The organism is Serratia sp. 14-2641, assembly GCF_001692375.1.
Taxonomy (GTDB): Bacteria; Pseudomonadota; Gammaproteobacteria; order Enterobacterales; family Enterobacteriaceae; genus Chania; species Chania fonticola_C.
Genome location: NZ_LXKR01000055.1, coordinates 20,966 through 45,773, shown reverse-complemented (window position 1 = coordinate 45,773; position 24,808 = coordinate 20,966). Strand labels below are relative to the sequence as shown.

The 24,808-nt window shown below is 52.3% G+C and carries 26 protein-coding genes and 2 pseudogenes; 9 read left to right on the top strand and 19 right to left on the bottom strand.

The genetic code is table 11. The annotated features are described in order from the left end of the window. Positions 1-15: 15 nt before the first annotated feature. The 3 genes and pseudogenes from A6U95_RS30765 to A6U95_RS18870 all read left to right on the top strand — a co-directional run. Positions 16-129: pseudogene (locus A6U95_RS30765) on the top strand (contractile injection system protein, VgrG/Pvc8 family); the annotation flags it as partial. A 222-nt stretch (positions 130-351) separates the two neighbouring features. Next, entirely contained in the window at positions 352-648 is a 297-nt protein-coding gene (locus tag A6U95_RS18875; protein WP_139102412.1) for a hypothetical protein, read from the top strand. A 225-nt stretch (positions 649-873) separates the two neighbouring features. After that, a complete protein-coding gene (locus tag A6U95_RS18870; protein ID WP_065685576.1) occupies positions 874-3,786 on the top strand; it encodes an HD domain-containing phosphohydrolase in 2,913 nt (970 codons plus the stop codon). Between the two features lie 56 nt (positions 3,787-3,842). Here the strand turns inward: A6U95_RS18870 and A6U95_RS18865 are convergent, their stop codons facing one another. The 3 genes and pseudogenes from A6U95_RS18865 to A6U95_RS18855 all read right to left on the bottom strand — a co-directional run. After that, complete coding sequence (locus tag A6U95_RS18865) at positions 3,843-4,364, bottom strand: hypothetical protein (protein WP_065685575.1); 522 nt, start codon at positions 4,362-4,364, stop codon at positions 3,843-3,845. A gap of 93 nt (positions 4,365-4,457) precedes the next feature. Further along, positions 4,458-5,285, bottom strand: a complete 828-nt coding sequence (locus A6U95_RS18860) for a carbon-nitrogen hydrolase family protein (protein WP_065685574.1) — start codon at positions 5,283-5,285, stop codon at positions 4,458-4,460. A 114-nt stretch (positions 5,286-5,399) separates the two neighbouring features. After that, positions 5,400-6,740 (bottom strand): annotated as a pseudogene (locus A6U95_RS18855) (nucleobase:cation symporter-2 family protein); the annotation flags it as partial. 656 nt (positions 6,741-7,396) lie between these two features. Between A6U95_RS18855 and A6U95_RS18850 the strand changes: the two are divergent. After that, positions 7,397-7,816: an NlpC/P60 family protein gene (locus A6U95_RS18850; protein ID WP_241810691.1), complete on the top strand. Its 420-nt coding sequence runs from the start codon at positions 7,397-7,399 to the stop codon at positions 7,814-7,816. Between the two features lie 53 nt (positions 7,817-7,869). Here the strand turns inward: A6U95_RS18850 and A6U95_RS18845 are convergent, their stop codons facing one another. The 4 genes from A6U95_RS18845 to A6U95_RS18830 all read right to left on the bottom strand — a co-directional run bounded on the left by A6U95_RS18845 (position 7,870) and on the right by A6U95_RS18830 (position 12,434). Further along, positions 7,870-8,895: an ABC transporter permease gene (locus A6U95_RS18845; protein ID WP_065685571.1), complete on the bottom strand. Its 1,026-nt coding sequence runs from the start codon at positions 8,893-8,895 to the stop codon at positions 7,870-7,872. 17 nt (positions 8,896-8,912) lie between these two features. Next, on the bottom strand, positions 8,913-10,397 hold the full coding sequence (locus A6U95_RS18840; protein WP_065685570.1) for a sugar ABC transporter ATP-binding protein: 1,485 nt from the start codon (positions 10,395-10,397) through the stop codon (positions 8,913-8,915). Between the two features lie 77 nt (positions 10,398-10,474). Next, positions 10,475-11,404 carry a sugar ABC transporter substrate-binding protein gene (locus A6U95_RS18835; RefSeq protein WP_021181075.1) on the bottom strand — a complete coding sequence of 310 codons (930 nt, stop codon included), beginning with the start codon at positions 11,402-11,404 and terminating at the stop codon, positions 10,475-10,477. 481 nt (positions 11,405-11,885) lie between these two features. Continuing rightward, complete coding sequence (locus tag A6U95_RS18830) at positions 11,886-12,434, bottom strand: XRE family transcriptional regulator (RefSeq protein WP_021181074.1); 549 nt, start codon at positions 12,432-12,434, stop codon at positions 11,886-11,888. A gap of 113 nt (positions 12,435-12,547) precedes the next feature. Between A6U95_RS18830 and A6U95_RS18825 the strand changes: the two genes are divergently transcribed. The 3 genes from A6U95_RS18825 to A6U95_RS18815 all read left to right on the top strand — a co-directional run bounded on the left by A6U95_RS18825 (position 12,548) and on the right by A6U95_RS18815 (position 14,584). After that, positions 12,548-13,216, top strand: coding sequence for an AzlC family ABC transporter permease (locus A6U95_RS18825; protein WP_065685569.1), 669 nt, complete (start codon positions 12,548-12,550; stop codon positions 13,214-13,216). Further along, on the top strand, positions 13,216-13,536 hold the full coding sequence (locus A6U95_RS18820; protein WP_024528813.1) for an AzlD domain-containing protein: 321 nt from the start codon (positions 13,216-13,218) through the stop codon (positions 13,534-13,536). The genes A6U95_RS18825 and A6U95_RS18820 overlap by 1 nt, the downstream gene beginning before the upstream one ends. 64 nt (positions 13,537-13,600) lie before the next feature. Then, the gene (locus A6U95_RS18815; protein ID WP_139102411.1) at positions 13,601-14,584 is read left to right on the top strand and encodes a hypothetical protein; all 984 of its coding nucleotides are present in this window, start codon (positions 13,601-13,603) and stop codon (positions 14,582-14,584) included. Between the two features lie 103 nt (positions 14,585-14,687). Here A6U95_RS18815 and A6U95_RS18810 read toward each other — a convergent pair whose 3' ends face one another. From A6U95_RS18810 to A6U95_RS18790, 5 genes are all read right to left on the bottom strand, one after another. Continuing rightward, entirely contained in the window at positions 14,688-15,230 is a 543-nt protein-coding gene (locus A6U95_RS18810; RefSeq protein WP_065685567.1) for a hypothetical protein, read from the bottom strand. A 205-nt stretch (positions 15,231-15,435) separates the two neighbouring features. Further along, complete coding sequence (locus A6U95_RS18805) at positions 15,436-15,690, bottom strand: VanW family protein (RefSeq protein ID WP_074423376.1); 255 nt, start codon at positions 15,688-15,690, stop codon at positions 15,436-15,438. Positions 15,691-15,732: 42 nt separating this feature from the next. Further along, a complete protein-coding gene (gene umuC / locus A6U95_RS18800; protein WP_065685565.1) occupies positions 15,733-17,004 on the bottom strand; it encodes a translesion error-prone DNA polymerase V subunit UmuC in 1,272 nt (423 codons plus the stop codon). Then, on the bottom strand, positions 17,004-17,426 hold the full coding sequence (umuD, locus tag A6U95_RS18795; RefSeq protein WP_065685564.1) for a translesion error-prone DNA polymerase V autoproteolytic subunit: 423 nt from the start codon (positions 17,424-17,426) through the stop codon (positions 17,004-17,006). The genes umuC and umuD overlap by 1 nt, the downstream gene beginning before the upstream one ends. 221 nt (positions 17,427-17,647) lie before the next feature. Continuing rightward, positions 17,648-18,127 (bottom strand): anti-virulence regulator CigR family protein, encoded by a 480-nt coding sequence (locus tag A6U95_RS18790; protein ID WP_065685563.1) that lies wholly within the window; start codon positions 18,125-18,127, stop codon positions 17,648-17,650. 131 nt (positions 18,128-18,258) lie between these two features. Here A6U95_RS18790 and A6U95_RS31730 point away from each other — a divergent pair, with 131 nt between their 5' ends. Then, positions 18,259-18,390: a hypothetical protein gene (locus A6U95_RS31730; protein ID WP_256388592.1), complete on the top strand. Its 132-nt coding sequence runs from the start codon at positions 18,259-18,261 to the stop codon at positions 18,388-18,390. Positions 18,391-18,435: 45 nt separating this feature from the next. Here the strand turns inward: A6U95_RS31730 and cho are convergent, their stop codons facing one another. From cho to ftnA, 5 genes are all read right to left on the bottom strand, one after another. Further along, positions 18,436-19,308, bottom strand: coding sequence for an excinuclease Cho (gene cho / locus A6U95_RS18785; RefSeq protein ID WP_065685562.1), 873 nt, complete (start codon positions 19,306-19,308; stop codon positions 18,436-18,438). Positions 19,309-19,730: 422 nt separating this feature from the next. Next, positions 19,731-20,072 (bottom strand): YebY family protein, encoded by a 342-nt coding sequence (locus tag A6U95_RS18780; RefSeq protein ID WP_021806756.1) that lies wholly within the window; start codon positions 20,070-20,072, stop codon positions 19,731-19,733. A 69-nt stretch (positions 20,073-20,141) separates the two neighbouring features. Continuing rightward, positions 20,142-21,023: a copper homeostasis membrane protein CopD gene (gene copD, locus A6U95_RS18775; protein WP_065685561.1), complete on the bottom strand. Its 882-nt coding sequence runs from the start codon at positions 21,021-21,023 to the stop codon at positions 20,142-20,144. A 3-nt stretch (positions 21,024-21,026) separates the two neighbouring features. Further along, a complete protein-coding gene (gene yobA / locus A6U95_RS18770; RefSeq protein ID WP_065685560.1) occupies positions 21,027-21,410 on the bottom strand; it encodes a CopC domain-containing protein YobA in 384 nt (127 codons plus the stop codon). 322 nt (positions 21,411-21,732) lie between these two features. Beyond that, the gene (gene ftnA, locus A6U95_RS18765; RefSeq protein ID WP_021806759.1) at positions 21,733-22,251 is read right to left on the bottom strand and encodes a non-heme ferritin; all 519 of its coding nucleotides are present in this window, start codon (positions 22,249-22,251) and stop codon (positions 21,733-21,735) included. 387 nt (positions 22,252-22,638) lie between these two features. Here ftnA and A6U95_RS18760 point away from each other — a divergent pair, with 387 nt between their 5' ends. Continuing rightward, on the top strand, positions 22,639-22,869 hold the full coding sequence (locus A6U95_RS18760; RefSeq protein WP_021181054.1) for a DNA polymerase III subunit theta: 231 nt from the start codon (positions 22,639-22,641) through the stop codon (positions 22,867-22,869). Between the two features lie 152 nt (positions 22,870-23,021). Here A6U95_RS18760 and pip read toward each other — a convergent pair whose 3' ends face one another. Both pip and A6U95_RS18750 read right to left on the bottom strand, forming a co-directional pair. Further along, positions 23,022-23,993, bottom strand: a complete 972-nt coding sequence (pip, locus tag A6U95_RS18755; protein WP_065685559.1) for a prolyl aminopeptidase — start codon at positions 23,991-23,993, stop codon at positions 23,022-23,024. A 112-nt stretch (positions 23,994-24,105) separates the two neighbouring features. Then, positions 24,106-24,543: a TraR/DksA C4-type zinc finger protein gene (locus tag A6U95_RS18750; protein ID WP_021806760.1), complete on the bottom strand. Its 438-nt coding sequence runs from the start codon at positions 24,541-24,543 to the stop codon at positions 24,106-24,108. Between the last annotated feature and the right edge of the window lie 265 nt (positions 24,544-24,808).

Here is a 24,808-nt window from a genome sequence, read left to right as displayed (position 1 = left end):
AAGTGTTGGCAAGCTGAAAGCGATCTCGATTTTATTCATCGCCTGGCGGCAGAAAAAGGGATTTACTATTTCTTTGAGCACCAAAATGGCAAACATACGTTGGTATTTTCCGATGATTGCGCCGCACTGCATGACGGGCATGTCCTATACCGGACATGCTAACGCCGAAGAAATGTTTAAGCTGGAGTCAAATAAAGTTGAAAAAATATAACCACATGTTTTTTATTACTTTTCACCTCTGGGTGCAAAAGTAACTACATCTCTTATTTATCTATTGACAATCTAGCCGAAATGTCAAAATCTTATTGTGAGAGTAACAAATTATCTGGGTGCGATAAATACCGTCTATGCGTGAGTGAGCAATATGACACTGTTAAATCTAGAGCGCCTTTAAACCTTGCCATGGGCAAGTCTATTATTTTTAGAGAAGTCTTAAATATCGGTTCAGAAGATGTTTTTACTCACTTGATTCCAGAAAGCTATAGCCTTTCAGCCCCCAAAACGCCCGATCTTAATGATTTAGGCCTAAGCGTTGGCGTAAGCTATTTTATTTACGCCCATAACGCCTGCGCCAGCATCACCGGGGATAAAACTTATAACATCGATAGCTACATGCCACTACTGAGGGAGAAGCTTGGTGTTAAGTAACAGCCTCAACGGTTCCAGGAACAACGTGCGCGCGACAAAAGTGCTATCTTTGTCGCCGTTGTTTCATAAAGCTTTATTTTTTAATAACGCATTGGTTTATTTAGCTACGAAACAAAAAATTTCACTTTAAAATCAAACCAATAAATTATGGTGCACACAATCAGATAACCTCCTGCTTCGTCTATAATTTAAAAAAGCTAAAAATTGGCATCCAAGGTGGGCACCATGGCAGGAAAGATAACAGGTTTGAGAAGCCGCTATCCGCTGCATATCCAGATTGCCGCGCTGTTTACCTTGCTGATTGTCTCCATCGGCAGCGTGATCGTGTTTTTCAGCCACAGCCAACTCACCAAACTGACCGAGGCCAGCACCAACCGGCAGTATCAAAAAACTGGCGAAGCCATTGCTGCGGAGCTGGACTCCGTTACCCGCAGCATGAAAATGTCGGTGAATATGCTGGCACGCATGCCAATAATAGAAGCCACCACGCTCGAACAACGCATGGCGTTTATCGGCCCGCTGGTCGAAATACTCAAGCAAAATGATTATGCCAACGCGGTATACAGCGCTTATCCCAACGGCGATTTCTTTATACTGCGCCGCCTCTCCCCTGCCAACCGAGTTTTATTTAATGCGCCGGAAGATGCCGAGTGGCTAGCGCAAAGCTACCGCTTTTTAGAGAGCTCGCCCCAGGTTCAGAGTATCTTTTTGGACGGCAAACAGCAGGTTGTGGCGATAAAAATCGTGCCGTATAACAATTATGATCCCCGGGAGCGTACCTGGTATCAGTTGGCGGTAAAAACTCAGCAACTGATTACCTCCCCGCTCTATACCTTCAAAGGTACCGGCGAGACCGGTTTCACCTATAGCATTCAGGCTCCAGATGGCCATGCTGTGATCGGTTTGGACGTTTCGCTGGCTTCACTTTCATTGTTTCTTCAACAAAACCTGCCGCCGGATAGCCAGGCGGCGATCATTAACTCTGCCAATGAAGCTATCGCCAGCCTGCCTGCGCAAAACCCCAAAAGCCTGGATGGGCTGAACAGCATTGCGCACATCCCGGTGCTGCAAACGTTGCTAGATCCCCATTACGGCGCAAGCAGCCTATTTACGGCACAAGGGCAGAGCTGGTTTGGGGCCGTAGTGGATCTTAAGGGGCAAAGCCAAGGCTACCAGTTGGTGATTGCCACACCCTCGGCCTATCTTACCGCCGATGCCAACGCCATCCGCAACCGCTCGACCCTGATCGCCTTTGCGTTGCTACTGCTCAGCCTGCCGCTGGTCTGGTATTTCTCCCTACGTATTTCCCGGCCGCTGATCCGCCTGCGCCAGGATGCCGATGCCATAAGCAATCTGCATTTTGATGAGCGGGCGGAAGAACGTTCGGTGATTGAAGAAGTGGACGACCTGCACAAAGCCATGTCCAAAATGAAGCTGACGCTCAAGCAGTTTATCTCGATGGGCAGCCTGCTATCCGCCAAGGATAATTTCCCGCAGCAGATGCAGGGTTTGCTCAATGAAACCAGCAAAATCGCGACCATGAGCGGCGGCATTATTTTCCTGTCAGACAAAACGCCCGGCTGCTTTTCACCCATAGCCTGCAACTGGGCTGGAAAAGAGGTGGCCAGCTCGGAGGTAGCATCGTTGCAGTTTGATCCACAGCAACCCAGCGCATTTTGGCAAATTCTTGCAGGTAAAACCGTTGCCGGAGTCTTTACTGACGAGAATATCCCCGACCAACTGCTTACGGTCTTTGGCCCCCATCTGCCGCTGCGCTACGTGGCTGTCCCGATGCAAACTCATGATAAGCAACTCATGGGGTTCTTGCTGCTGTTTAATCCTGCCGAAGCTGGCCCAGAACATGGGCAAGCCAAAATACAGCTGATTAATGCTCTGGTGGGCAGCTTATCGGTAGCGATAGAGACGCAATATCTGCTGCAAGAACAAAAGCATCTGATGGGAGCCTTTATTCAGTTGATCGCCGGAGCGATCGACGCCAAGAGCGCCTATACCGGCGGCCACTGCCAGCGCGTACCTGTCATTACCAAGATGTTGGCCAATGCAGCGGTTGAGGCCAAACAAGGGCCGTTCGCCGATTTTACCCTTTCCGCCAATGAGTGGGAGGAACTACACACCGCCTGCTGGCTGCATGACTGCGGGAAAATCACCACGCCGGAAGCCATAGTGGATAAGGCCACCAAGCTGGAGATGATTTACGACCGCATTCACGAGGTGCGGATGCGCTTTGAGGTGCTGAAACGGGAAAAAGAGGTTAGCTTCCTGCGCAAGCACGCTACGCTCCCCGCTACCGAGCAGGAAGAACAACAGTTACGCGATGAGTTGCAGCAGTTCGATGAGGATTTCTATTTTATTGCCCAGTGCAATATCGGTGGCGAATTTCTGTCTGACAGCGCGCTCGCACGCATTCAACAGATCGCACAATATCAATGGACCCGCACTCTGGATGACACCGCAGGCGTGGCACGGGAAGAATTGGCGCGAAAAAACCGCCGCCCTGCCGCCTCCTTACCTACCCAGGAGCCACTGCTGGCGGATAAAGAAGAACATATCATCTACCGCGACGAGAAAAGCCATCTGCCCGAAAGCTATCACTTCAAACTCAGAGAGCCGACCTTACTCTATAACCACGGGGAGATTTACAACCTGGGCATCCGCAGAGGCACCCTGAGTGAGGAGGAGCGCTATAAAATCAACGAGCACATTATGCAGACGATCATCATGCTGGAAAAACTGCCGTTCCCACGCACCATGGCCAACGTGGCGGTGATTGCCGGTGGCCATCATGAACGCATGGATGGCAAAGGCTATCCTTACCAGTTAACCCGCCAGCAGATGAGCATTCCGGTGCGTATGATGGCGATCGCCGACGTGTTTGAAGCCCTGACGGCGGCCGATCGGCCTTATAAACCGGGCAAGCTGTTATCTGAAGCACTCAATATCCTGGTCAGCATGACGAATGATAATCATCTGGACCGTGAATTGATGATCCTGTTCCTGGAGTCTGGTATTTGGCATGACTATGCGCTGAGCTATCTGCAAGCCGATAAAATAGACACCGTCGATATTCCCGCGCTGTTACGCAAACTCGAAATAGCCGATTGCCAACCGACGAACTGATACCCAGCAGTTTCACAACATGGGGCGCAGCGGCGCCCCCACCGTCAGACATCTAGCTATTTTTTCTGCCGTTGCGCCTCAAACCACACGCCGCATTGGGAGAAGAGCAGCGTATTACGATCTTTCACCAACACGTTATCACCGGGAACGCCTTCAGTCCCCTGATCGGTGATCCCCGGTACGGTGACATCCTGATGCTGAATGATGACTCGCTGCACCGAAGGCGTACTGATGCCCAAAATCGGGAAATCGACGTACCAATTATCGCCCGAGTTGTCTTCCACAAACTCCTGCGCCTCTACCGTGGTGGTGGTCGCTCCCTGATTGCTCAGTTGCTGATCATGCCAGGTAAAACCGTCTGCTTTATAGTTGATACTATTACCGACCAACTGCTGTGCCTGCTTTTCATCCCAGCAGCCCACGGTCTGGGTGGGAATGATCTTGGTCACGCTCCAGTTGCCGATTAACGCCGATGGGATCGGGGCTGGGGCGTTTTGTGCTGCCCAAGCTGTGGGCAACGACAGCACCAGCAGCGCAGCCAATGGCACGATTCTTTTACTCAGGGCGGGGAATTGCATGGTACGGCTCCTTAGAGTGCTGCAAGTCTATCAATTACAGTGACCAATCTGGCTATGACTTTACCTAAGCCATTGGCCTTTCAGCAAGCGGTGTTAACGCGGAATTAGCGGCCACCAGCGTTGTTCATCATCCCGCTGCTGCCACTGCGTCTCCCCACTGAGTGCCAAACGCCGATCTTCCAGGTAACGGTACTCACGGCGGGCCGCTTCCAGCAGGCTAAAATCCAGCTCTGCCTGCACTATTCCCGGCTCACGTCCCAGGCTGGCCACCTCACGCCCCAGGGGGTCAACAACCAGGCTTTCACCAGCAAACTGCATCCCACACCCATGCCCGGCGCGGTTGGCCATCGCCACAAACATCTGATTATCCTGAGCGCGAGCCAGCAAAGCGTTACGATGCACGTGACCATAGGGATCCATATTGCCATCGGTAACCAGCAACAAATCACACCCCATAAGGGCCAACGCTCTTGATGCCTCTGGGAATTCGATGTCATAGCAGATCAGTAAGCCAATACGCCGCCCACGCCACAGCCCGCAGACCAGGCGATCGCCTGGTTGCGCTTCAACGCGTTCGTTGGTCCATAAATGGCTTTTGCGATAATGCAGATAGATGCCCTGCTCCGGCGTGATCAACACCGAACTGTTGAACAACTGCGCGCCATCCTGCTCAAGAAAACCCACGGCAACAGCAATCCCCGCACGCTGGCTTACCGCCACCACTTGCGCTAGCTCCGGGCCTTGCAGTTGCAGCGCGTAGTCCGTCTTGCCGTCAGGATGGGTAAAACCGGTAAGCTGCGTTTCTGGCAACACCAACAGGTCGGTTTGGCCGCTGCAACGTTCAATCTGCGCCAGCACGGCGGCCAGGTTATGGGCAATGTCCCCTTCACGGCAGGTAAATTGGGCCAAGGTTATCCGCATTGATTACTCCTTTTATGTCGAACAGTGTTTTTACCTGTTATCGCCACTGGCTGGCAAGCCACTGTTAACGGAGATCATCAATAAACGGCAACATTACTATTACTCCTCCGGATGATAGCCATTGAAGTAGAGATTCAGCAGCACCGCCGCCACTGAAGAGAGCAAAATGCCACTGTGCAGCAACGGTTGCAGGCTCGCTGGCATTTGAGTAAAGAAATCAGCCGCTACGATCGGGATCATGCCAAGCCCCAGGCTGATGGCGACAATATAGGCGTTATAGCGGTTGGTATTGAAGTTGACCCTGGTCAGGATCTTGATGCCGGTAGACAGCACCATGCCAAACATCACGATACCTGCGCCCCCCAAGACAAACTGCGGGATCGAGGCCACCAGAATAGACATTTTGGGGATCAGGCCGAACAGCACCAGAATCAAACCTGCCATCACGCACACCCAGCGGCTGGACACCTGAGTAACGCTGACCAAGCCAATATTCTGGGAGAACGAGGTATGCGGGAACGTATTGAAAACACCGCCGATAATGGTTCCCAGGCCGTCAACCCGCAGCCCGCGTACCACATCCTGCTTGGTGGTTGGGCGGCCGACAATCTCCCCCAGCGCCATAAACATGCCCATCGATTCAATAAATACGATCAGCATGACGATCGTCAGGGTGATAATCGAAGCCGGATCAAAGGTGGGCCAACCGAAAGCAAAGGGGCGCACGATGGCAAACCAGGCGGCATCATCCAGGCCAGAAAAGCTGACCTCTCCCATCAGCAGCGCCACCACAAAACCGAAGCCAATCCCCAACAACACGGAAATATTTGAGATAAAGCCTTTGCTAAACCGGGTGATTAGCAAAATAAAAATCAGCACCAGCAGCGAGACGCCAATATAGGCCGGGTTACCGTAGTTGGCATTACCCCTGCCCCCGGCGGCCCAATCTATCCCGACCCGCACAATGCTTAGGCCGATAGAGGTGATCACAATCCCCGTCACCAAGGTTGGAAACAGCGGCATCAAGCGGCCTACCAACGGCACCAGCAACGTGGTGATAATTCCAGCCGCAATAGTGGCACCAAAGATGCCGGTCAGACCGATTTCGGGGTTGGCTCCGATGGCCAACATCGGCGTGACGGCTGCAAAGGTGACGGACATGATGACAGGCAACCGAATACCCGCAAAGCGGCCAATCCCGATGCATTGCAATAGCGTCACCACGCCACAGCAAAACAGATCGGAGCTGATCAGATAGGCAATCTGCAACTTATCCAGCCCCAGGCTGCCACCGATCATCAATGGGACGGCAACCGCCCCCGCATACATCACCAGGACATGCTGAAGCCCCAGGGTAAAAAGATGGGCAATGGGTAATATCTCTTCAACTTTATCAATTGGCTTTTCAGTCGTCTGCGCCTTTTCGCCGGGCAAAATAGTATTCAAATTGGTCATGGAACCTCACTCCTGTACGGCCTTGATCAGGTTGTCACTCCTGATGGCTACGATTCGAGGGCACAGCCTGATAACCCCCCTGATAATGGATGTACGGCACGAGGTCGGGGCATGCATATTGTGTGCAGAGTGGGCCGTTCGCGGGTGGTATTGTGCAGGGGATAGTTTTAAATGCGAAAACCATCACAGATGAGGCTTAATTTATTTCGATTTAATTAACATTAAATTAGATAAAAAATAACATTCACCGCCGGCGAAAATGGCGCAATTGATAAAATTACCAATATGATTCGTCTCAATTTGAGATCCCACTACCATCCCCAGCTGATAAACCGACAGCAGCAACATGTTGTAATTTTGGTTGGCAAAATCTGCCACCGGTAGCTAATCCCTTGATTGCCCGTCCTTCCTGGGTTTCCACAGCCAACCAGAGACACGCCATCAAAAGTAACAAGCCGATAACCGCATAGTAACGGTTAATAACTAACCTTCTTTTGGTTTATTTTTGAGCAACAACTGTGTATATTACCATCACTCACAAGGAATGAGTCAGGCGATCCGGCCACTCCATTACAGGGATAGACGTTCAGTTGCTCTTTCAGAAATCTTTTATGCTTAAATTTTTTGCCGTATTTCTCACTTGCTCAGCTTTTTGCATGAGCTTTTCCGCTTCAGCCAGTTCCGGCCACAATAATACTCAGGAGCTAAAAAAAATCCTGTCGCATTATGACCGATGGGAAGGAGTTCGATACAAATTCGGGGGTAACTCGCGCAAAGGCATCGACTGTTCAGCCTATATGCAGCGCGTGTTTCAAGATGAGTTTGCCGTCAGTTTGCCACGCAGCACCGGTGAACAAATGAAACTGGGCTCGCGAGTAGCTAAAAGTGAATTAAACACTGGCGATCTGGTGTTCTTCAAAACCTCACCCCGTCAGCGCCACGTCGGCGTTTATATCGGAGAAGGTGAGTTTATTCACGCCTCTACCAGTATGGGCGTCACCGTTTCCAGCCTGGATAACCAGTACTGGGGCGAGCGTTACGAACTGGCCCGGCGTATCAATGGTAGCGATGCATAAACCTGCCCACCTGGCCAAACCGCCGGTCATCACACCGGCGGCCAAGGCGAGGATCACAGCTTCTTGCGGTTACGGCGCATATCGATAGCCACGGCGGCCACGATGATCATGCCTTTGATAATGTCCTGAATGTAGGAATCCACACCAATAAAGGTAAAGCCACTTTTGATCAGGCCGAGGATCACCGCGCCGATCAGCGTGCCGGTAATGCGCCCCACGCCGCCCATCAGGCTACTGCCACCGATGACCGCTGCGGCAATGGCGTCCAACTCATAAGACACCCCCATGCTCGACTGCCCGCTACTGACTCGTGCCGCCAGCACCACGCCCGCTAATCCTGCCAACCCACCCGCAATGGTGTAGACCATCACCAGGTATTTATTGACGTTGATCCCAGAGACCCTGGCCGAGGTCATGTTGCCGCCGATGGCATACACGTATTTGCCATAACGGGTGTGTTTCAGGGCGATATGGAAAATCACCGCCACCACCAGGAAGATAATCACCGGCATGGCACCTTGGCCAATCGAGGTGAAGCCATCCGACAGGAAACTGACCGGGTTACCTTTGGTGTAATACTGTGCCAAACCACGGGCAGAAACCATCATCCCCAAGGTGGCGATAAACGGTGGAATGCCTGTGCGGGTGATCAAAAACCCGTTGATAAACCCGCAAATAATACCCACCCCAATCCCGGCACCGATGGGGATCGCGGCGGGCAGATCCAGCAGGCCCGGATACATGGGCGAAATGCTTTCGGAGGTTTGCGCCAGGCTGGCCGCTACCACTGCCGTCAGGGCAATCAACGAGCCAGAAGAGAGATCGATACCGGTGGTAATGATGACCTGGGTGACGCCAACGGCGATGATGCCGATGATTGCCACCTGCAAGACGATCAGCAGCAGGCGGTTCGGGTTAAGCAGGAATGACTGATCGCGCACGTACCAGCCCAGCATTTCAAAAATCAGCGCAATACCGATCATGACGATAAAGATGCCGGTATCTTTCGGCAGCTTGCCGCTGAAACCGGCAAACAGCGAGGCTTTGACCGGCTGAGTTTCCACTTTGACGTTATTCATTGTGTTTTACCTTTGCGTTATTCCGAGGCCAACGCCATGATTTTTTCCTGGTCTGCTTCATCTTTATCCAGGATCCCCGTAATGCGTCCGGCGTGCATCACCATGACGCGATCGCTCATGCCAAGTATTTCCGGCAGTTCAGACGAAACCAAAATAATGGCGACGCCACGGTGCGCCAATTCGCTGATCAGGCGATAAATTTCCGCCTTGGCACCCACGTCGATACCACGCGTGGGTTCATCCAGGATCAGGATCTTCGGCTGCGCCAATAGCCAGCGGGCAATCAAGACCTTCTGCTGATTGCCGCCGCTGAGGTTATTGATAATCTGATCCATCGTCGGGGTTTTAATATTGAGCTTGCTAATTTGCTCCATGCAGTCTTTCGCCATTTGCGTCTGGCTGACAAACCCGTTTTTGCTGGTATAGGCGGAAAGGTTGACGATACTCATGTTCTCCACCACCGACAGCACCAGAAACAGTCCAGACTTTTTACGGTCTTCTGTCAGGAATGCCAGCCCCTGTTCGATGGCTTTGGAGGGGGAGTCTATTTTTACCGGCAAGCCTTCAATATAAATCTCGCCCCCCTCGGCCGGGTGCATACCAAACAGGCTCTCCATCACTTCGCTGCGCCCTGCGCCCACCAGCCCGGCAACTCCGAGGATTTCCCCGCGCTTAACCGCAAAGGAGATATCGTGAAACCAGCCGCTGCGCCGCAACCCTGCCACACGCAACACCTCTTCACCGATGTTGTTATTGAACTTGGGGAACATCTGGGTCAGCTCGCGGCCCACCATCATGGTGATCAGCGACTGTTTGGTCAGGTTCTCGGTTTTATCACTGGCGATCGAGGCGCCATCGCGGAAAATGCTGACCTCGTCGGTGATGGCAAAGATCTCATCCATTTTGTGGCTGATATAGATAATGCCTTTGCCCTGCTGCTTCAGTTCACGAATGATCGCAAACAGATGCACCACTTCCCCTTCCGTTAATGCCGAGGTCGGCTCATCCATGATCAATACGTCGGCGTTATAAGACACCGCCTTGGCGATCTCGACCATCTGTTGGTTGGCGATGCTCAGCATGCCTAGTTGGGTTTCCGGGTCTAATTTAATCTTGAGATGCGCCAACAGTTCACGGGTTTTACGGTTTAATTCCTCGTGATTTACAAAACCCAGCTTGGCGGGTTCACGCCCCAGCCAGATATTTTCTGCCACCGTCATATGCGGCACCAGGTTCAGTTCCTGGTGGATCATGGAGATGCCCGAGTGCAAGGCCGCCAGCGTATCGTTAAACGTCACCGGCTGCCCTTTGACCTTGATAGTGCCTGCATCGGGACGATAAATACCGATTAAGCACTTCATCAGCGTTGATTTACCGGCACCGTTTTCCCCCATTAACGCATGCACACTGCCCGGTTTGATCTTGAGCGACACGTTATCCAACGCCTTAACGCCCGGGAACTGCTTGCTGATGCCTTCCGCCTCCAGTACATAAGGATACATACTGATAACCTCCGCCGTTATCCTGCCGAACGCTGTGAACGATGCCCCTCACCGTTAGGCAAGGGGCCGGTTGGTCATTACTTTTTATTCTTGTCGGCAAAGTCTTGGTAATTGGCTTTGGTGATCAGTTGGTAAGGGATCATGACGCTGCTTTCAACCTTCTCACCCTTAACCAGTTGAATGGCGGTTTGTACTGCGCCTTCCCCCTGGCCTTTGGCATCCTGGAAGATACTGAGGCTCAAATCCCCCTTCTTGATAAACTCCAGGGCATCTGGCGTACCGTCGACACCCGCTACCAGCACACCGGTTTTCTTCGCCTGTTTCAGCGCCAGAATGGCACCGATCGCCATCTCATCGTTGTTGGAAGCGATAGCATCAATCTGCTGACCGGAGAGGATCCAGTCAGTCGTCACGTCAACCGCCTCTTTGCGGAAAAACTTGGCGGTTTGCTTATCGATGATATGAATATTCGGATATTGGGCCACCACTTCCTCAACGCCGCGGGTCCGGTCACGGGTGGCTTCACTGGAAAGCTCACCGAGCAGGATCATCACGTTACCCTTGCCGTTCATCAGCTTGGCCAGTTCCTCCATCTGCAGCTTGCCCGCCAGTTTGGAATCTGAACCTACGTAGGCCATACCGGCTGGCAGCGTGGCTTCTGGCCGACGGTTGACGAACACCAGTGGAATATGGGCGTTCTCCGCCAGCTTGATCATTGGCTTGACGCCCTGGGTATCCACCGGGTTAAGGATGATGGCATCGACCCCTTGGCTGACGAAGTTCTCTATCTGCTGGATCTGCTGTGCGATATCGCCTTTGGCATCTTCAAACTGGCCGCTGACGTTACCTTCCTGCTTCATTTTGTTCTGCATGGACTGGCGCAGGATGGTCAGGAAGTTGTCATCAAAGTAGGCCATCGACACGCCGATCTTGATATCTTTGGCTAACACCGAGGCTGGCAGCATGCACATCAGTAGCGAGGTGACGATCAATTTCTTCAGCTTCATGTTCTGTACCCTTTAATCGTTAGAGTGAAGAGGCCTGTTGATTTGACGGCTAATGAAAAATATTTTTTACATTCAAACAACAATCCGCTCGTTATTATCGCCTTAAAACCCTGTTCCGCGCGGTATCACATCAGTTAATACTGGTTATGAGATGCTCGGCAATAATTAAAAATAACATTTAAAACAATATCTTAAAATTAACTCATGATGTGATTGTTAAACACCTCATTCACTTGTCAAACGTTTGTTTCAAAAATTAGACTAATGAAATTTTTTAACCCAAACAAGCGAAACGTGCGTTTTGGAATGAGCAAATAACAAAAACATGACAGGGATCTAACAAATGGACGCAAAGTGACCGTCGGTCCGTCTGGTTTGGCAGCGTTTGCTCGAAGGGATTACGGCTGGGGTTAGCGGGGCGGGCGCAGCATGTGGCGCCCTACATGAGGAATTAGCGAATCGGTGGAAGTTTTTGCCGGAGCTAGTTTTGTTCTGAGACCAGCACGGCCAGCGTATCCGGCTCCAGGGCGCGGAAGATATGCGGCCGGTCGGCTGGGTAGCAAATATAATCCCCGGCATTCAGTTCGGCAGGCTCTTCCACCAGCCCGACCAAGGCGCGCCCTTGGGTGATGACGATGTGTTCCACCGAGCCTAACGGATGCGGATGAGAAAGGCGGTCGGCTCCCGGCTGTGTCGTCAGCAGATAGATATCCCGCCGTGCGCCAGGCGGGCAGGTTGCCAACAGCACCGCCGTATAGTTAGCCACTTCCGACACCACCGCAGCCCCTTCCCCACGCCGGATCACCTGCGTTTTACTCTGCTGCGGCTCCATCAAACGCGCAAAGGGGATATCCAGCGCGACGCAGAGTGCCCACAGCGTTTCCAGGCTCGGATTGCCATTCCCCGCTTCGAGTTGTGACAGCGTGGATTTAGCAATTCCTGCCCGGCGGGCAATTTCTGCCAGCGAGAGGCCCGTGCGCTGGCGTTCGCGCACCAAGGCTTCCGCAATGATATTGATGGGTTGTTTCATAGGCTGCGTAACTCACCTTATAACGAACGATCGTTCGACTTGTAAAACGAGATTGAAGTGTTCATTATAATAGAACAACCGTTCGTTTTGAGAAAGGCAGTGAGAAAAATAGTATGGCTAAAAACTTTTTCCCCTCGCTCGATAAGGGTGTGATCAAAGGGATCGCGCTGGTCTGCCTGGCAGACGGCATCGTGGGGATCTCCTATGGTTCGCTGGCGACAGGCCTGGGTTTCGAGCTCTGGGTCCCGCTGATGCTGTCGTTGCTGGTGTTGGCGGGTGCCTCTGAATTTCTGTTTATCGGCATCGTAGCCAGCGGTGGTAGCCCCTTCGCTGCAGCGGCAGCCGGGCTACTGGTGAATGCACGCCATCTGCCGTTCGGTATGGCAGTGAAAGAGGTGATCGAGCGCAGCCGCTTTAAGTTATTGGGTTGCCATATTATGAACGATGAAAGCGTGGTGTTCGGCATTTCGCAACCAACGTTGACCAAAAAACGGGCGGCCTACTGGCTCTGTGGGCTGGGGATCGCCGCCTGCTGGCCGTTGGGCGTGTTGATTGGCGGCACCATTGGCAGCTTTATTCCCGATATCAATGCCATCGGGCTGGACGCCGTGTTCCCCACCATTTTGCTGGCCTTGATTGTTGGTTCGTTGAAAAAACTGCGCACCAGTATTTCCGCCTGCTCCGGCACCCTGATTGCCCTGGCTAGCGTACCCTTGGTACCGATTGGCATGCCGGTGCTGTTTTCACTGTTGGGTTTACTGATCAGAAAGCGAGAAAAATAATGGATAACCAAACACTCATCATTGGCATTCTGATCCTGGCCAGCGGTACCTTTGCGTTTCGCTTTGCCGGTTTCCTGCTGGGCCGCAGCCTGAGCTTTTCTGACCGGGTTCAGGCCTTGCTCGCCGACTCCGCCACCACGTTGCTACTGGCCGTAGCGGTGATCGCGACGCTGTTCGAAGGGCAACACTTTGCCGGTTATGCTCGCTTGGGTGGCGTGGCCGTGGGAGCATTATTAGCCTGGAGGAAAACGCCATTAATCGTGGTGCTGCTTGCTGCAGCGGCAGTGACGGCGCTGTTGCGGGTAGCCGGTGTGGCATAACTCACCGCTGGCCGGGTATGATAGCGGCCGGCAGGTATGCTGCCTCACCGGAGATGGGATAGAAATGGAGAAGCTCGCCACGTTAGCCGTAGTTGGAATAGTGCTGCTTGCGCCCTGGACAGCGCTACAGGCCGTGACGCCAGTAGGCCCAGGTTTTACCCCCAACCGGCCTGCTTCGCTGTTTGACTGTCAGGCTCCGTTGATCAAGCTATTAGCCAGCAGCAATCAGGCTCTGATCCGGGCGGAGAAAGTGCCAGCGGACAAGCTGGAAATTAATATTGAACCGCGGGCCAACGGCATACAGGCCATTCAACTGTTCGATCGCCGAAAGCCCCCCACACCTGATTCACCAGGGGCCGGGCATCTTGGTTGGGTCATGTACGATCCGCAAACCGGACAGCTACTGGATAACAGTGCCGACGAACAGCATCCGCTGCAACTCACCTTTAATCCACAGTACGGCAAACAATACCAGCAATGCCTACAGAAGGAGCAGCGCTGCGCGGCCATTTTGGACCAGATGAAATTAGGCTCAATCATTGCCGATTCCCCTAAATATGTGGTGCGTGGTAAAGGCCGGGCTTATTTTCACACCGCCCCCACCGAGCTGTGCGTCAATGAATCTCAATTTGTGATCCCGGATGACAAGGTGCAAGTGGTGGGTTATGCCGCGCTTGAGCCCGTCGAAGGTGAGAAAAATGGCTATCTGTTAGTCGGTTATGGCAATGCCTCCGGCTGGATAAACGTTGATCGTCTGGCCCCGCTTGACGAGATTTGCCACGATGCGCAGGCCGACGCCGAAGCTGCAATAAGCAAAGTGGCCTCGCCTACGGCGAAGTATCTGGTGAAGAGCAAAAAACTCTATTTTTACGACTCGCCGGATGAGCTCTGCCAAGATGAAGGCGGGAAGTTTGTCGTCAATGGCGATAGCGTTACCGCCACGCACGGGCAGCCTTATAAGGAATTTTTGTTTGTGAGCTATATTCACCCCAAAACCGGCGATAAAACCACGGGCTGGGTGAAGGCCGATGGTTTGGTTGGGCAATAAATCTAGGCCCGAGTGGCTCCCTCGCCCTTTGAGAGAGGGTTGGAGTGAGGAGGAAGCAGTCTAAAACCCACCGAGCGGTGGGTTAAATAGCGCTATTGATCAATCAGGCCGCCAGCTCAAACAAATAGAGCGTGTAATCAACCTTGCTCGCCACATTACCCGGCGTTGCGCGGCCGGTACTGCAGAAGTTTGCGGCAAAGGAGGCATAAACCTCACCATTCATCACCGGGAAAAACGCCGAACTCACCATCTGAGCATTACTACCTGCCTGCACAATATTGTTTTGCTGGTCACGCAACTGAATTTGTACGTTACCTGCCTCCGCCATATTAATCAGGCCGCCGGTGACAGCATCAACCGTAGCGCCCCCCTCAAAAAACACCAAGGCGTGAGTATATTGCTCCGGGATACCTGCAACGCGGATGTCGAAGCGGGTTGCCTGTGCCTGGGCACCTGAGTTTGCCAGCTGTACTTCGCTTACTGCCCCAAGCTGCACATAGCCATTTTGGGTTTCGCTGCCGTTAACGCTGACGGTGAGGCCAGCACTGCGTGGCCGCTGTACAATAATGCCCCCCTCTTCAATCCCCATGGTTTGGGCAACGATTTGTCCAGCAAAATTGATGGTTCCATTGACGGTATTATTCATGGTAAATATCCTTATTCTAATAAGAGAGCAGAGTGGTTCTAATGTTCCACCCGATTTAATTCGCAGTGTTTGTTCTGCTTAACTAAATATTACCCACTTAATGATAAGGGTTCCTTCTGTTACCGTTGTGCTGTCAATGACAGGACGCTGATGCTCAGCGTAATTGACGATATTCACTCAACCTGTTGTTCTTCAACATCATATTTTACCACCACATCGTTCTGGTATAGCCGTTCAGAATGTAACACCACCGAGTCCTGCCCTTTGGTGGAAACTGGCGCTCCGCAACGTTGAACACGAGCTGAACACTACCCTGAGCCGGGTTATGCAGCACCAGATCGATATAGTTGTAAAAAATGGCGGCTCCCGAGCCAAAAGGCAAGATCCGCCCTTCGTCTGGGAAAGGATCAAAACTGTGATTTGCCCGTTCGGCCACCACCAACGGTGAGTGGATCTCCATCCAGTGGATTATTATGGCGTTGTGGTCAGGGAAAAGCGCCGCTCAGTATACCCGAGCACGGGGCAAATCACTCAGCCTGGTGGTATAAGCCGGTGACAGCAGTTCACGCTTCATTGACCACACCTGCTGCGTTCCCTGGCCAGCAAACCATAGCTTGGCCCGGCCCGAGTTATTGATGGAGTCCATCACCTTCATTAACTCTTCACTGCCATGCCGGGGCTGATACTCATCGAACATGTCGAGCTGTGCAACGCCCTGGCTGAAAAAATCCTGCAGCATCACGCCGCCCTTATCAAAACGATGACCGGGTTGCCAAATGGCATCCAGGCAGCGCATCGCGGCAGCAATAATATCGCGAGTATCTTGCGTTGGTGTATTCAATTTGACGCTGGCCGAATTGCCGTAATAGGCCTCGTGAGTGGCGAACGGGCTGGTTTTGATCCAGGCGCTAACGTGCCGACAATACTGCCGTTCTACCCTCAACTTTTCTGCCGCCCGCGTGGCATATAAACAAATCGCCTGATGCATATGTTCATACTCGGTGATGCGTTCGCCAAAGCTGCGGCTGCTGATAATCTGCTGCTTGGTTGGCGCGAATTCTTCCAGTTCCAGGCAAGGTTCACCACACAGTTCCCGCACCGTCCGTTCTATCACTACGCTGAAGCGTTTACGTATCATGGTGGTGCTGGCATCAGCCAGTTGCAGCGCACTTTCTATCCCCATCGCGTTCAGCTTTTTTGCTAGCCGCCGCCCAATGCCCCAGACCTCCTCTACCGGCACCTTGTTCATCAGCTTACGCTGCCGTTCCAGGCTGGAAAGATCGACCACGCCGTCGGTTTGTTCTACCCACTTTTTGGCGGCAAAGTTTGCCAGCTTGGTCAGCGTTTTGGTTTGCGCAATGCCGACGCCTACCGTCAGCCCTGTCTCACGCAGCACCTTCTTTCTGAGCTGCTGCCCAAACTGCTCCAGATTGTGGCAGTTTGGCAGCGAAGACAGATCGAGAAAGCTTTCATCGATGGAGTAGATCTCAACGCGCGGCACCAACGCTTCCAATATCGTCATCACCCTGGAGGACATATCGGCATACAGCTCGTAGTTGCTACTAAAAGCGACGCCCCCCGCCCGTTCCAACTGGTGCTTGACCTTGAAATACGGCCCGGTCATCGTCATCCCCAATTTTTTGGCCTCTTGGTTACGGGCCACTACGCAGCCATCGTTATTTGATAACACCACCACCGGACGACCTCGCAGGTCTGGTCGCCAGAGGATTTCACAGCTGGCATAAAAGCTGTTCACATCGGCCAGCGCGTACATTACTTGAGCCTCGTGATGGTCGATACCACCACGCCGACAATGTCTAAATCGTCAGCGCCATCGCGTAGCGGAATGGGTTGATATTTGGGGTTCATCGGCTCGAGTTGCGCGACTGGCCGCAGACATAGCCGCTTTACCGTGAACTCACCACCAACGCTGGCGATCACGATGTCACCGTGTTCGGCCCCAATGCTGCGATCGACAACCAGCATCGAACCATCGGTAATGCCCGCCTCCAGCATGCTTTCACCGGAGGCATAGAGAAAGTAAGTGGCATTCGGGTGGCTGATGCAATATTCGTTGAGATCGATCCTGGCATGGACGTAGTCCTGCGCCGGGCTAGGGAAGCCAGCAGGCACCCGATCGGAAAACAGCGGCAAGTACAATTTCTCTGGGGTTGGTGTTGGAACAAAGTGTTTCATAGGGGTATGTCTCTATACTGTGTTTTTATACAGTATAGATATACCGAATGGTGGGAGGAAGAGAGATTTTCACCGTGAATGATATGGTCATGATCGGTAAGGAAAGAAAGTTGGCCTCTCTTTCCAGTACCCATCCTCGGCTAGGATAGGGGCCATTGATGTGTAACCAATTGATTTATTGGGTAACTATCGTTGAATAATTACCCAGGGCAGGCCAGTAGCTAGTCAAATACCCCATTGATGACAGAGGCAACAATAGCCGTGCTTAAGGCCACCAGAACTAAATCATTCCCGGCGATACGCCATTCATAGCCAGGATAAGATGGCAGTTGTCCCAGCATTGAAGCAGGCACCATTTTCTTGGCGATCCCTGGGGGTAATGGCTTGCCCCGTGCCAGGTTCTTGGCGATGCCTGGGGGTAAAGATTGATACCCGGTTAATCCATAGTTTACCGCCAGGGGCCGCACACGGTCATAAGTGATATTCACGGCAACCAGATCGTCATGACCGGCTTTAGCTTTTTTGCCTTGGTCTGAATGGCCTTTATCTGAATTACCCTTCCCGTGATTGTCTCCATGGTTAGCGGAATTACCATGCCCACCTCCGTTACCATTACCATTCCCTGGATTGGCCATAACAGAGGCAGAGGAAGTGAACACGACCAACGCAAGTGCGAGGGCCGACCAGCGATGCTTGAGCATTTTAAATAACCTCAATGAGGGGATACCCGATCAATCTAGCCCTCCCCTGACTAGCGGGCAATATGGATTCATCTTATAGTTGGTTTGTGCTAAGTTGATTCATGCGTTGCAGGGCTAATCAGGTGGGCTTTATGAAAATTATTGCAGGTACCCTTTTAGTCATCCTGCTGACCGGGTGTACTTCGGTCAGTGTTTCTGGCTCTGGCGGTAGTTCGGGGCGTTCGACGGCCACTATTGGTATCGGTTCTGGCGTCCGTCTTTGATTCAAACACCCGCGCAGGCCCGCTGTCTGGTACGAAACCGTTAACTCAGGTTTCTTCGTAGAGATCGATAATCTCGTACTCTCCACCGATCACGGGGTTGCATAAAATTTTATAGCCATCGCTATCAAAGCCCGGCGCAGCAATCATTAACTCCCTCGCTTCATCCAGACTATCTACTGCACCCAGCCATAACCAGTGGTGAATAATATGGTACTGCGCCATATCAGCCCCCTGCTCTCGCAAGGCTATCGGGCCACGCCACGGCCAGCACACCACTCGGCTTTGCTCGAGAGCAGAGACCAAGCGCTGCCGATGATCGGCCAGGCTTTCTTTACCACAACAGGCTCCGGCACAACGCTTCAGTGCAGAACGAAAACAAGGGCGGCCTTTGCTTAATGGCTCAAGCCCCAACAGCCCATAACACAGCTGATGCTGATCGGCGATAGACTGCAGTGCTTGTAGTGCCGCACGCCGGTTGGCAAAAAGGCCAAACAACCCAGCGTGCCGGGCAAAATCGACCTCTTTGGCATACACCACCGTGGGTTTGTCATCATTGAGTTGCAATGCGCAGAGCTGTCTGTTGCGGCGCAGGCGTTTATTGAACAGCGGTTGCTGCTGTTTAATCAGTTGCGCTTCCAGCAACAACGCCCCTATTTCCCCCGCCGTTCTGATAAAGGTGATACGCCTGGCCTGGCGCAGCATGGCCGCTTCATCTGGAGTGCGCAAATGTGAAAGTACCCGGCTGCGGAGGTTCACGCTTTTACCGATGTAGAGCGGCATGGTTTCGCACTCACCGTGGAACAGGTATACCCCAGGTAAAGCGGGCAAGCCTTCCAGCCATTGGCGTAGGTGTTCCGGGTATTGGTAAATGGCTTCTGCTTCAAACTCAAGCCTTGGTGCGGTAGAACGTCTGGCCAATCGTACTCTCCATACTGATTTTTTATACAGTATAGCGGGGTTGGGTGGGGGTTTGAAGGAGTTTGTGGTCAAGCTATTCCTCTCACCCTATCCCTGTAGAGGCACTCATGATACCTACGATTTGTTCGGGGAGAAGAGGAGCTTTCTCCCAAAGAGGGTTAAATAAGTATTTAAAATCAACGGGATAAAAAAAGACCGAGTACGATTCCTATACTCGGTCTAGGGAAAGGGCTCTTGGGAGAGAGCCGTGCGCTAAAAGTTGGCATTTATGCAAGGTTTGTTCAACCGTGCATTCTAAGAATAGTCCAAGGTGCAAGTTTTGCCAGCCCAGCGCACACAAGTGATAGTTACAAACAGAAATTAATTACGTACATCTCGTCACCACCCGTAAACTTTTGCATAAGTATCGGGTGGTTAGCTGATTAGTCAGCACACAATTTTTCTGCTCTTTCGCGGAAAGGTTGCACGCTCATTTTCTGGCCGGGATGGTTGGCATCATCCAGCAGGATCACATCCAGCGATTGGGCACGCTGCTGCCCCGCTTTCACCTGTGCTTCAGCTGCTTCATTGAGCGGATACTGCATCAGGGTGCTGTTGTTGAGCACGAACAAGGCGGCCCCTTTGCGGCATTGCAGCGTGACTTCCTCTTTGGTGAACGCCCACTGTTTGCCGTACTCCAGCTTAGTGACGTTAACCAGCTTATCTGCCGCCAGCGCGCTCGACGCCGTTGCCAGCAGCGCAATACCAAGAATTACAGATTTCATGTTTTTGGCCTTAAGTTGCGATTTAAATCGATTTTCCCGCAGTTTGGGGGCATCCGGCAAGGCGCAATGTCATACCGGTGCATAGGTTGCAAATAAACTCACCAACAGCAGCACCGCAGCACCCAACGCCACCTCAAGCCAGCAGGCGATCACCACTCCGCGCTGTGCCAGATTGGGGGTGGTGCGCATCGCGGGGACGATAACGTAACGGTTGGCCAATGCCACCATTACCATCAGTGCCACCAGCCCGGCTTTAACTAACAACAAGCGTTGATAGGCGGAATCGAGATCGACTAGCCAGCGGCCAAGGATAATCAGGCTGTTGATTATGCCCGTGACGATCACCAGCACTACGGCAACATGGCCCCAGCGGGAGAAACGGATCAGGGTGGCGATGGCATCGCTACGCCACTGCGGCTGTGGCAAGTAGCGCAGGCAAAGCAACAACGGTAATAGGCTGCCGAACCAGTAGCCTGCCGCTAACAGGTGCAAGGCGTGGTTAACTCGGTGTGCTATGCCCAATATGCCCGCATGCATCGCCGCATGGCCGATAAACGCCATGTTGATCAGTAGCAGTGCCGAGCACAGCGCCAGCGCTTGTCCCCGCTTTGCCGCAGGCAGCAGCAAGGCTAACAAGGCCAGCAGGGAAAAACCCAGATGCCAGCGCCAGGCCTCACCAAAGGTGGTGCCCAACACCGCCCACCAAATGCTCAATTGCCAGGTATCCGCCCAGCCATCACCCATCAATCCGGCCTGAATGGCCAGCATCAGCAAGGCGGTTAGTGCGGAGATCCAGGTCGAGGCGAGCAGCAGCGGGCGCAAATCGCGGGTGATTATCGGGGAAAGGCGCTGTGGCGACAGGACGGCGGTGAACAGGCTGACGCCAAACATCAGCATCACCGCCGTAAAGTGCACAAAGCGACACAGCACAAACAGGGTCGCCAGAGTCATAGCTTAGTTAACGGTAAAGCTGTACTGACCTTTGGTTTTATGACCGTCAACGGAAACCACGTGCCAGCTGACCTGGTATTTCCCCGCAGCCAGATCACCTTCAATCGGTACGTTAATCTGGGTATTGTTGCTTGGATCCAGATCCAGCTTGCCAGTTTTAACCACGGCGTTATCTGGGCCGGTCACTTTGACACCGCTGAAGTTAGGCTCGATGCCTTCGGAGAAATTCAGCGTCAACACTTTTGGCGCAGAGCTTACGGTGGCGTCTGCCGCCGGAGTCTGTACTTTCAGGTGGGCATGCGCCAACGCCTGCTGAGAAGACAAGCCGACAAACAGTACAAAAATGGTGGAAAGCAGGCGATAGGATGAACGAATTTTAGCGATCACGGAGGAGTCCTTTATCAATTATGTAGGTGATAAGGGCCAAGACCGGTTACGCGGAGCGATGTTTCCGCAGCCTCAACCCACCACTGTGATTGCGCCACGGGTAAACAGCAGAAGGAGTGGGTAACTCACTGTTATAACTCTCTACCTCCCGGTAGCGTATCGCGTTAAATCATAACGACGGTGAATCGGCAAGTCGAGCACATCACTGATATTTTGCGATCTGGCAGCACGTATCGCTATAGCTGCACGATAAATACAGGGCAAAAAAAACCGCGTACGGTGAAAAGTACGCGGTTTTCAGATTGATGACAAAAGCGGGTTATCAGGCCTGGCCGTTACCGCTTACTGCCTCGGCACCCATTCTCTTCAGATCTTTATCAATGAAGAACAGTGCCTTGCCGCTGTTGCCTACCAGCGCCAGCTTGTCCAGTACGGATTTGAACAGCTTCTCTTCTTCGTGCTGCTCGGCAACGTACCATTGCAGGAAGTTGAAGGTTGAGTAGTCTTGTGTGGTCATAGCCACGTGCGCCAATTCATTGATTTGACGAGTGATCAGTTGCTCATGCTCGTAAGTCTGCTGGAAAACGTCCGCCAGTGATTCAAACTCTACCGGCGGTGCAGAAATGCTGCCGATCAGTGGCAACGCTCCGGTATCACTGAGGTAGTCGAACAAACGCTGCATGTGCTGCATCTCTTCGCGTGAATGTTCTTTAAGGAATGCGGCAGCCCCTTCGAAGCCTTTATCGCTGCACCAGGCGCTCATTTGCAAATACAAATTGGCGGAATAGAATTCCAGATTCAGTTGCTCATTCAGTTTCGTGGTCATTGCTTGCGTTAGCATGAGGATCCCTATTATTTTCTCAGGTCATAAACTTAATTGACCACATTATGCCTTGATTAACACAAAATAAAAACACTTGATTTACATTCATTAATTTAAGGTGAAATTTACCTATAAATTCAAAGTATTATAAATAACTTATTTTAACATTAAATTATTATGATAATCATTTTCATCTTTATATTTACAGTAAGACGAATCATTCTTATTTAACAAAATAAACCAACGACATTAGGCTTAAACATTATATCACCCTGTTTTTTGTAATGACTCTACGTCCAGAGTCTGAAGATGATAGGGATATGTTGGCTTGAGAAGCTTGCCAAGCGCGGCACGGTAGATTACCTTCTGCGCTGAGTTGCCGTTACACACTAGAAGGAGGATCCCATGGGTTACAATCTGGCAGAGCTTTCCAAAGACGAGATGGACAAGGTGAACGTTGATCTGGCCGCGTCTGGAGTGGCATTCAAGGAACGCTACAATATGCCGGTGATCCCTGAGATGGTGGAACGTGAGCAGCCAAAGCATCTGCAGGACTACTTCCGCGAGCGTGTGATGCACTATCGCGTCGAATCACACAAATTCTCTCGCCTGCCTTACGAACCTAAAATGAAGTAATGGCCCTTCACCCTAACCCTCTCCCACAGGGAGAGGGAACCGATCGAGTGTGTTTGAAATTTATCGGGACTCACCTTGGATGAGGAGGTGATCGATTTTGCTAAAGTTAACGATTTACCTCCAAATGAGCAGGGGCTAACAGCTCCCTTTCCCTATGGGAGAGGGTTGGCGTGAGGGGCGGCAAAACGGTCGGTTGCCAGCATCAGCTGGTGCAAAATACCCGGTTCATCCGTGGAGTGCCCTGCCCCTTCGACAATATGAAGTTCAGCCTCTGGCCAGGCTTTGGCCAGATCCCAGGCGTTTTGTACCTGACAGGCCATATCGTAACGGCCATGAACGATCACCGCCGGAATATGACGGATCAACGGAACGTTGCTCAGCAGTTGGTCATCGCTGTCGAGAAAGCCCTGATGGCTAAAGTAGTGGTTCTCAATACGGGCAAAGGCCAGCGCGAAATCATCTTCGCCAAAAGAGGCAGAGGCACCGCTTGGCAACAGCGTTACCGTTTCCCCTTCCCACACGCTCCACAATTTGGCAGCCTCAAGCTGCACTTGCAGATCCGGTGACGTCAGGCGTTGACGGTAGGCAGCAATCACGTCCTTGCGTTCTTCCTCCGAAAGGATAGACAGCACCCGCTCCCATTTATCCGGGAAGAAGCGGGAAGCACCATCTTGGTAATACCAACTCAGTTCCTGCTTACGCAGCGTGAAGATCCCCCGCAGCACCATCTCGCTGACGCGTTGCGGATGCGTCTGTGCATAGGCTAGCGCCAGCGTGGAACCCCAGGAGCCACCAAAGACCAGCCACTGGTCCACTCCGGCCATGACACGCAGTCTTTCGAGATCATCAACCAGGTGCCAGGTAGTGTTATTGTCCAGACTGGCATGCGGTTTGGAACGGCCACAGCCACGTTGATCGAACAGCAAAACCTTATAGCGCTGCGGGTCGAACAGCTGGCGATGATAAGGTGCGCTACCACCGCCAGGCCCGCCGTGGATAAATACCGCAGGCTTACCGTTTGGATTGCCGCTCAGCTCCCAGTAGATCCGGTGCCCATCTCCAGTATCCAGCCAACCGCTGTCATAGGCGGATAATGGCGGGTACAAACCCCGTAATTGTTCCATGGCGCGTACGTCTCTCTGTGAGTGATACCCTCATCAAAGCCGAAGCCGCTCATCAGGTCAACGGTAAAACGCTAAAACCTCCACCTATACCAACATGTTAGTGTGCGTTTGCTCAAAATGAAGTCGACTTGCTTTTACGCATATGAGGTTCGCGCATTTCTTGTGCGGTTTTGGCTTCAATACTCAGCTCTGCCGTGGGGCGTAATAACAGGCGTGGCAGGCCGATAGGCTCACCCGTTTCAAGACAATAACCGAAATCACCGGTTTCCAGGCGCTGCAGGGCGGCGGCCATCTTGGGCAGCAGGCGGGTTTCCCGATCCAATTGGCGGAACAGCAGGCGCAGATCTTCTTCGCGCGCGGCTTTATCCGCTTCGTCACCGCTAATATCGCCGCTGTCGATATCACGTTTCAACACGTCGATGTGCTGCCAGAGTTTTTGTTGCTCGTCCAATAGGCGTTGGCGGAAAAACGCCCGCTGCTCCGTATTCATGTAATCAGATTCTGGCATCGCCAGCAGTTGTTGCTCGCTTAATAATGTCATGACTGTCATGGCACACTCCGTGTACATAGGTTTGTTACATTATAACATTTTTAACACATAAAGGTTAATAATAAATAATCATTGGATAAACAAGGCGTTGACGTTTCCATACCCTTTGCTGCTTGCATATGGTGGCCGCTAGGGGGTTAATGGTTCGGCAAGCCACCCAACCATAGGTTAACCAAGAGGCCATCATGAGTAAGGGAATGGACAGCAAGAAAAATGCGAAGAAGAAGCCGTTGAAAACCCCAGCCGAGAAAAAAGCGGAGAAACG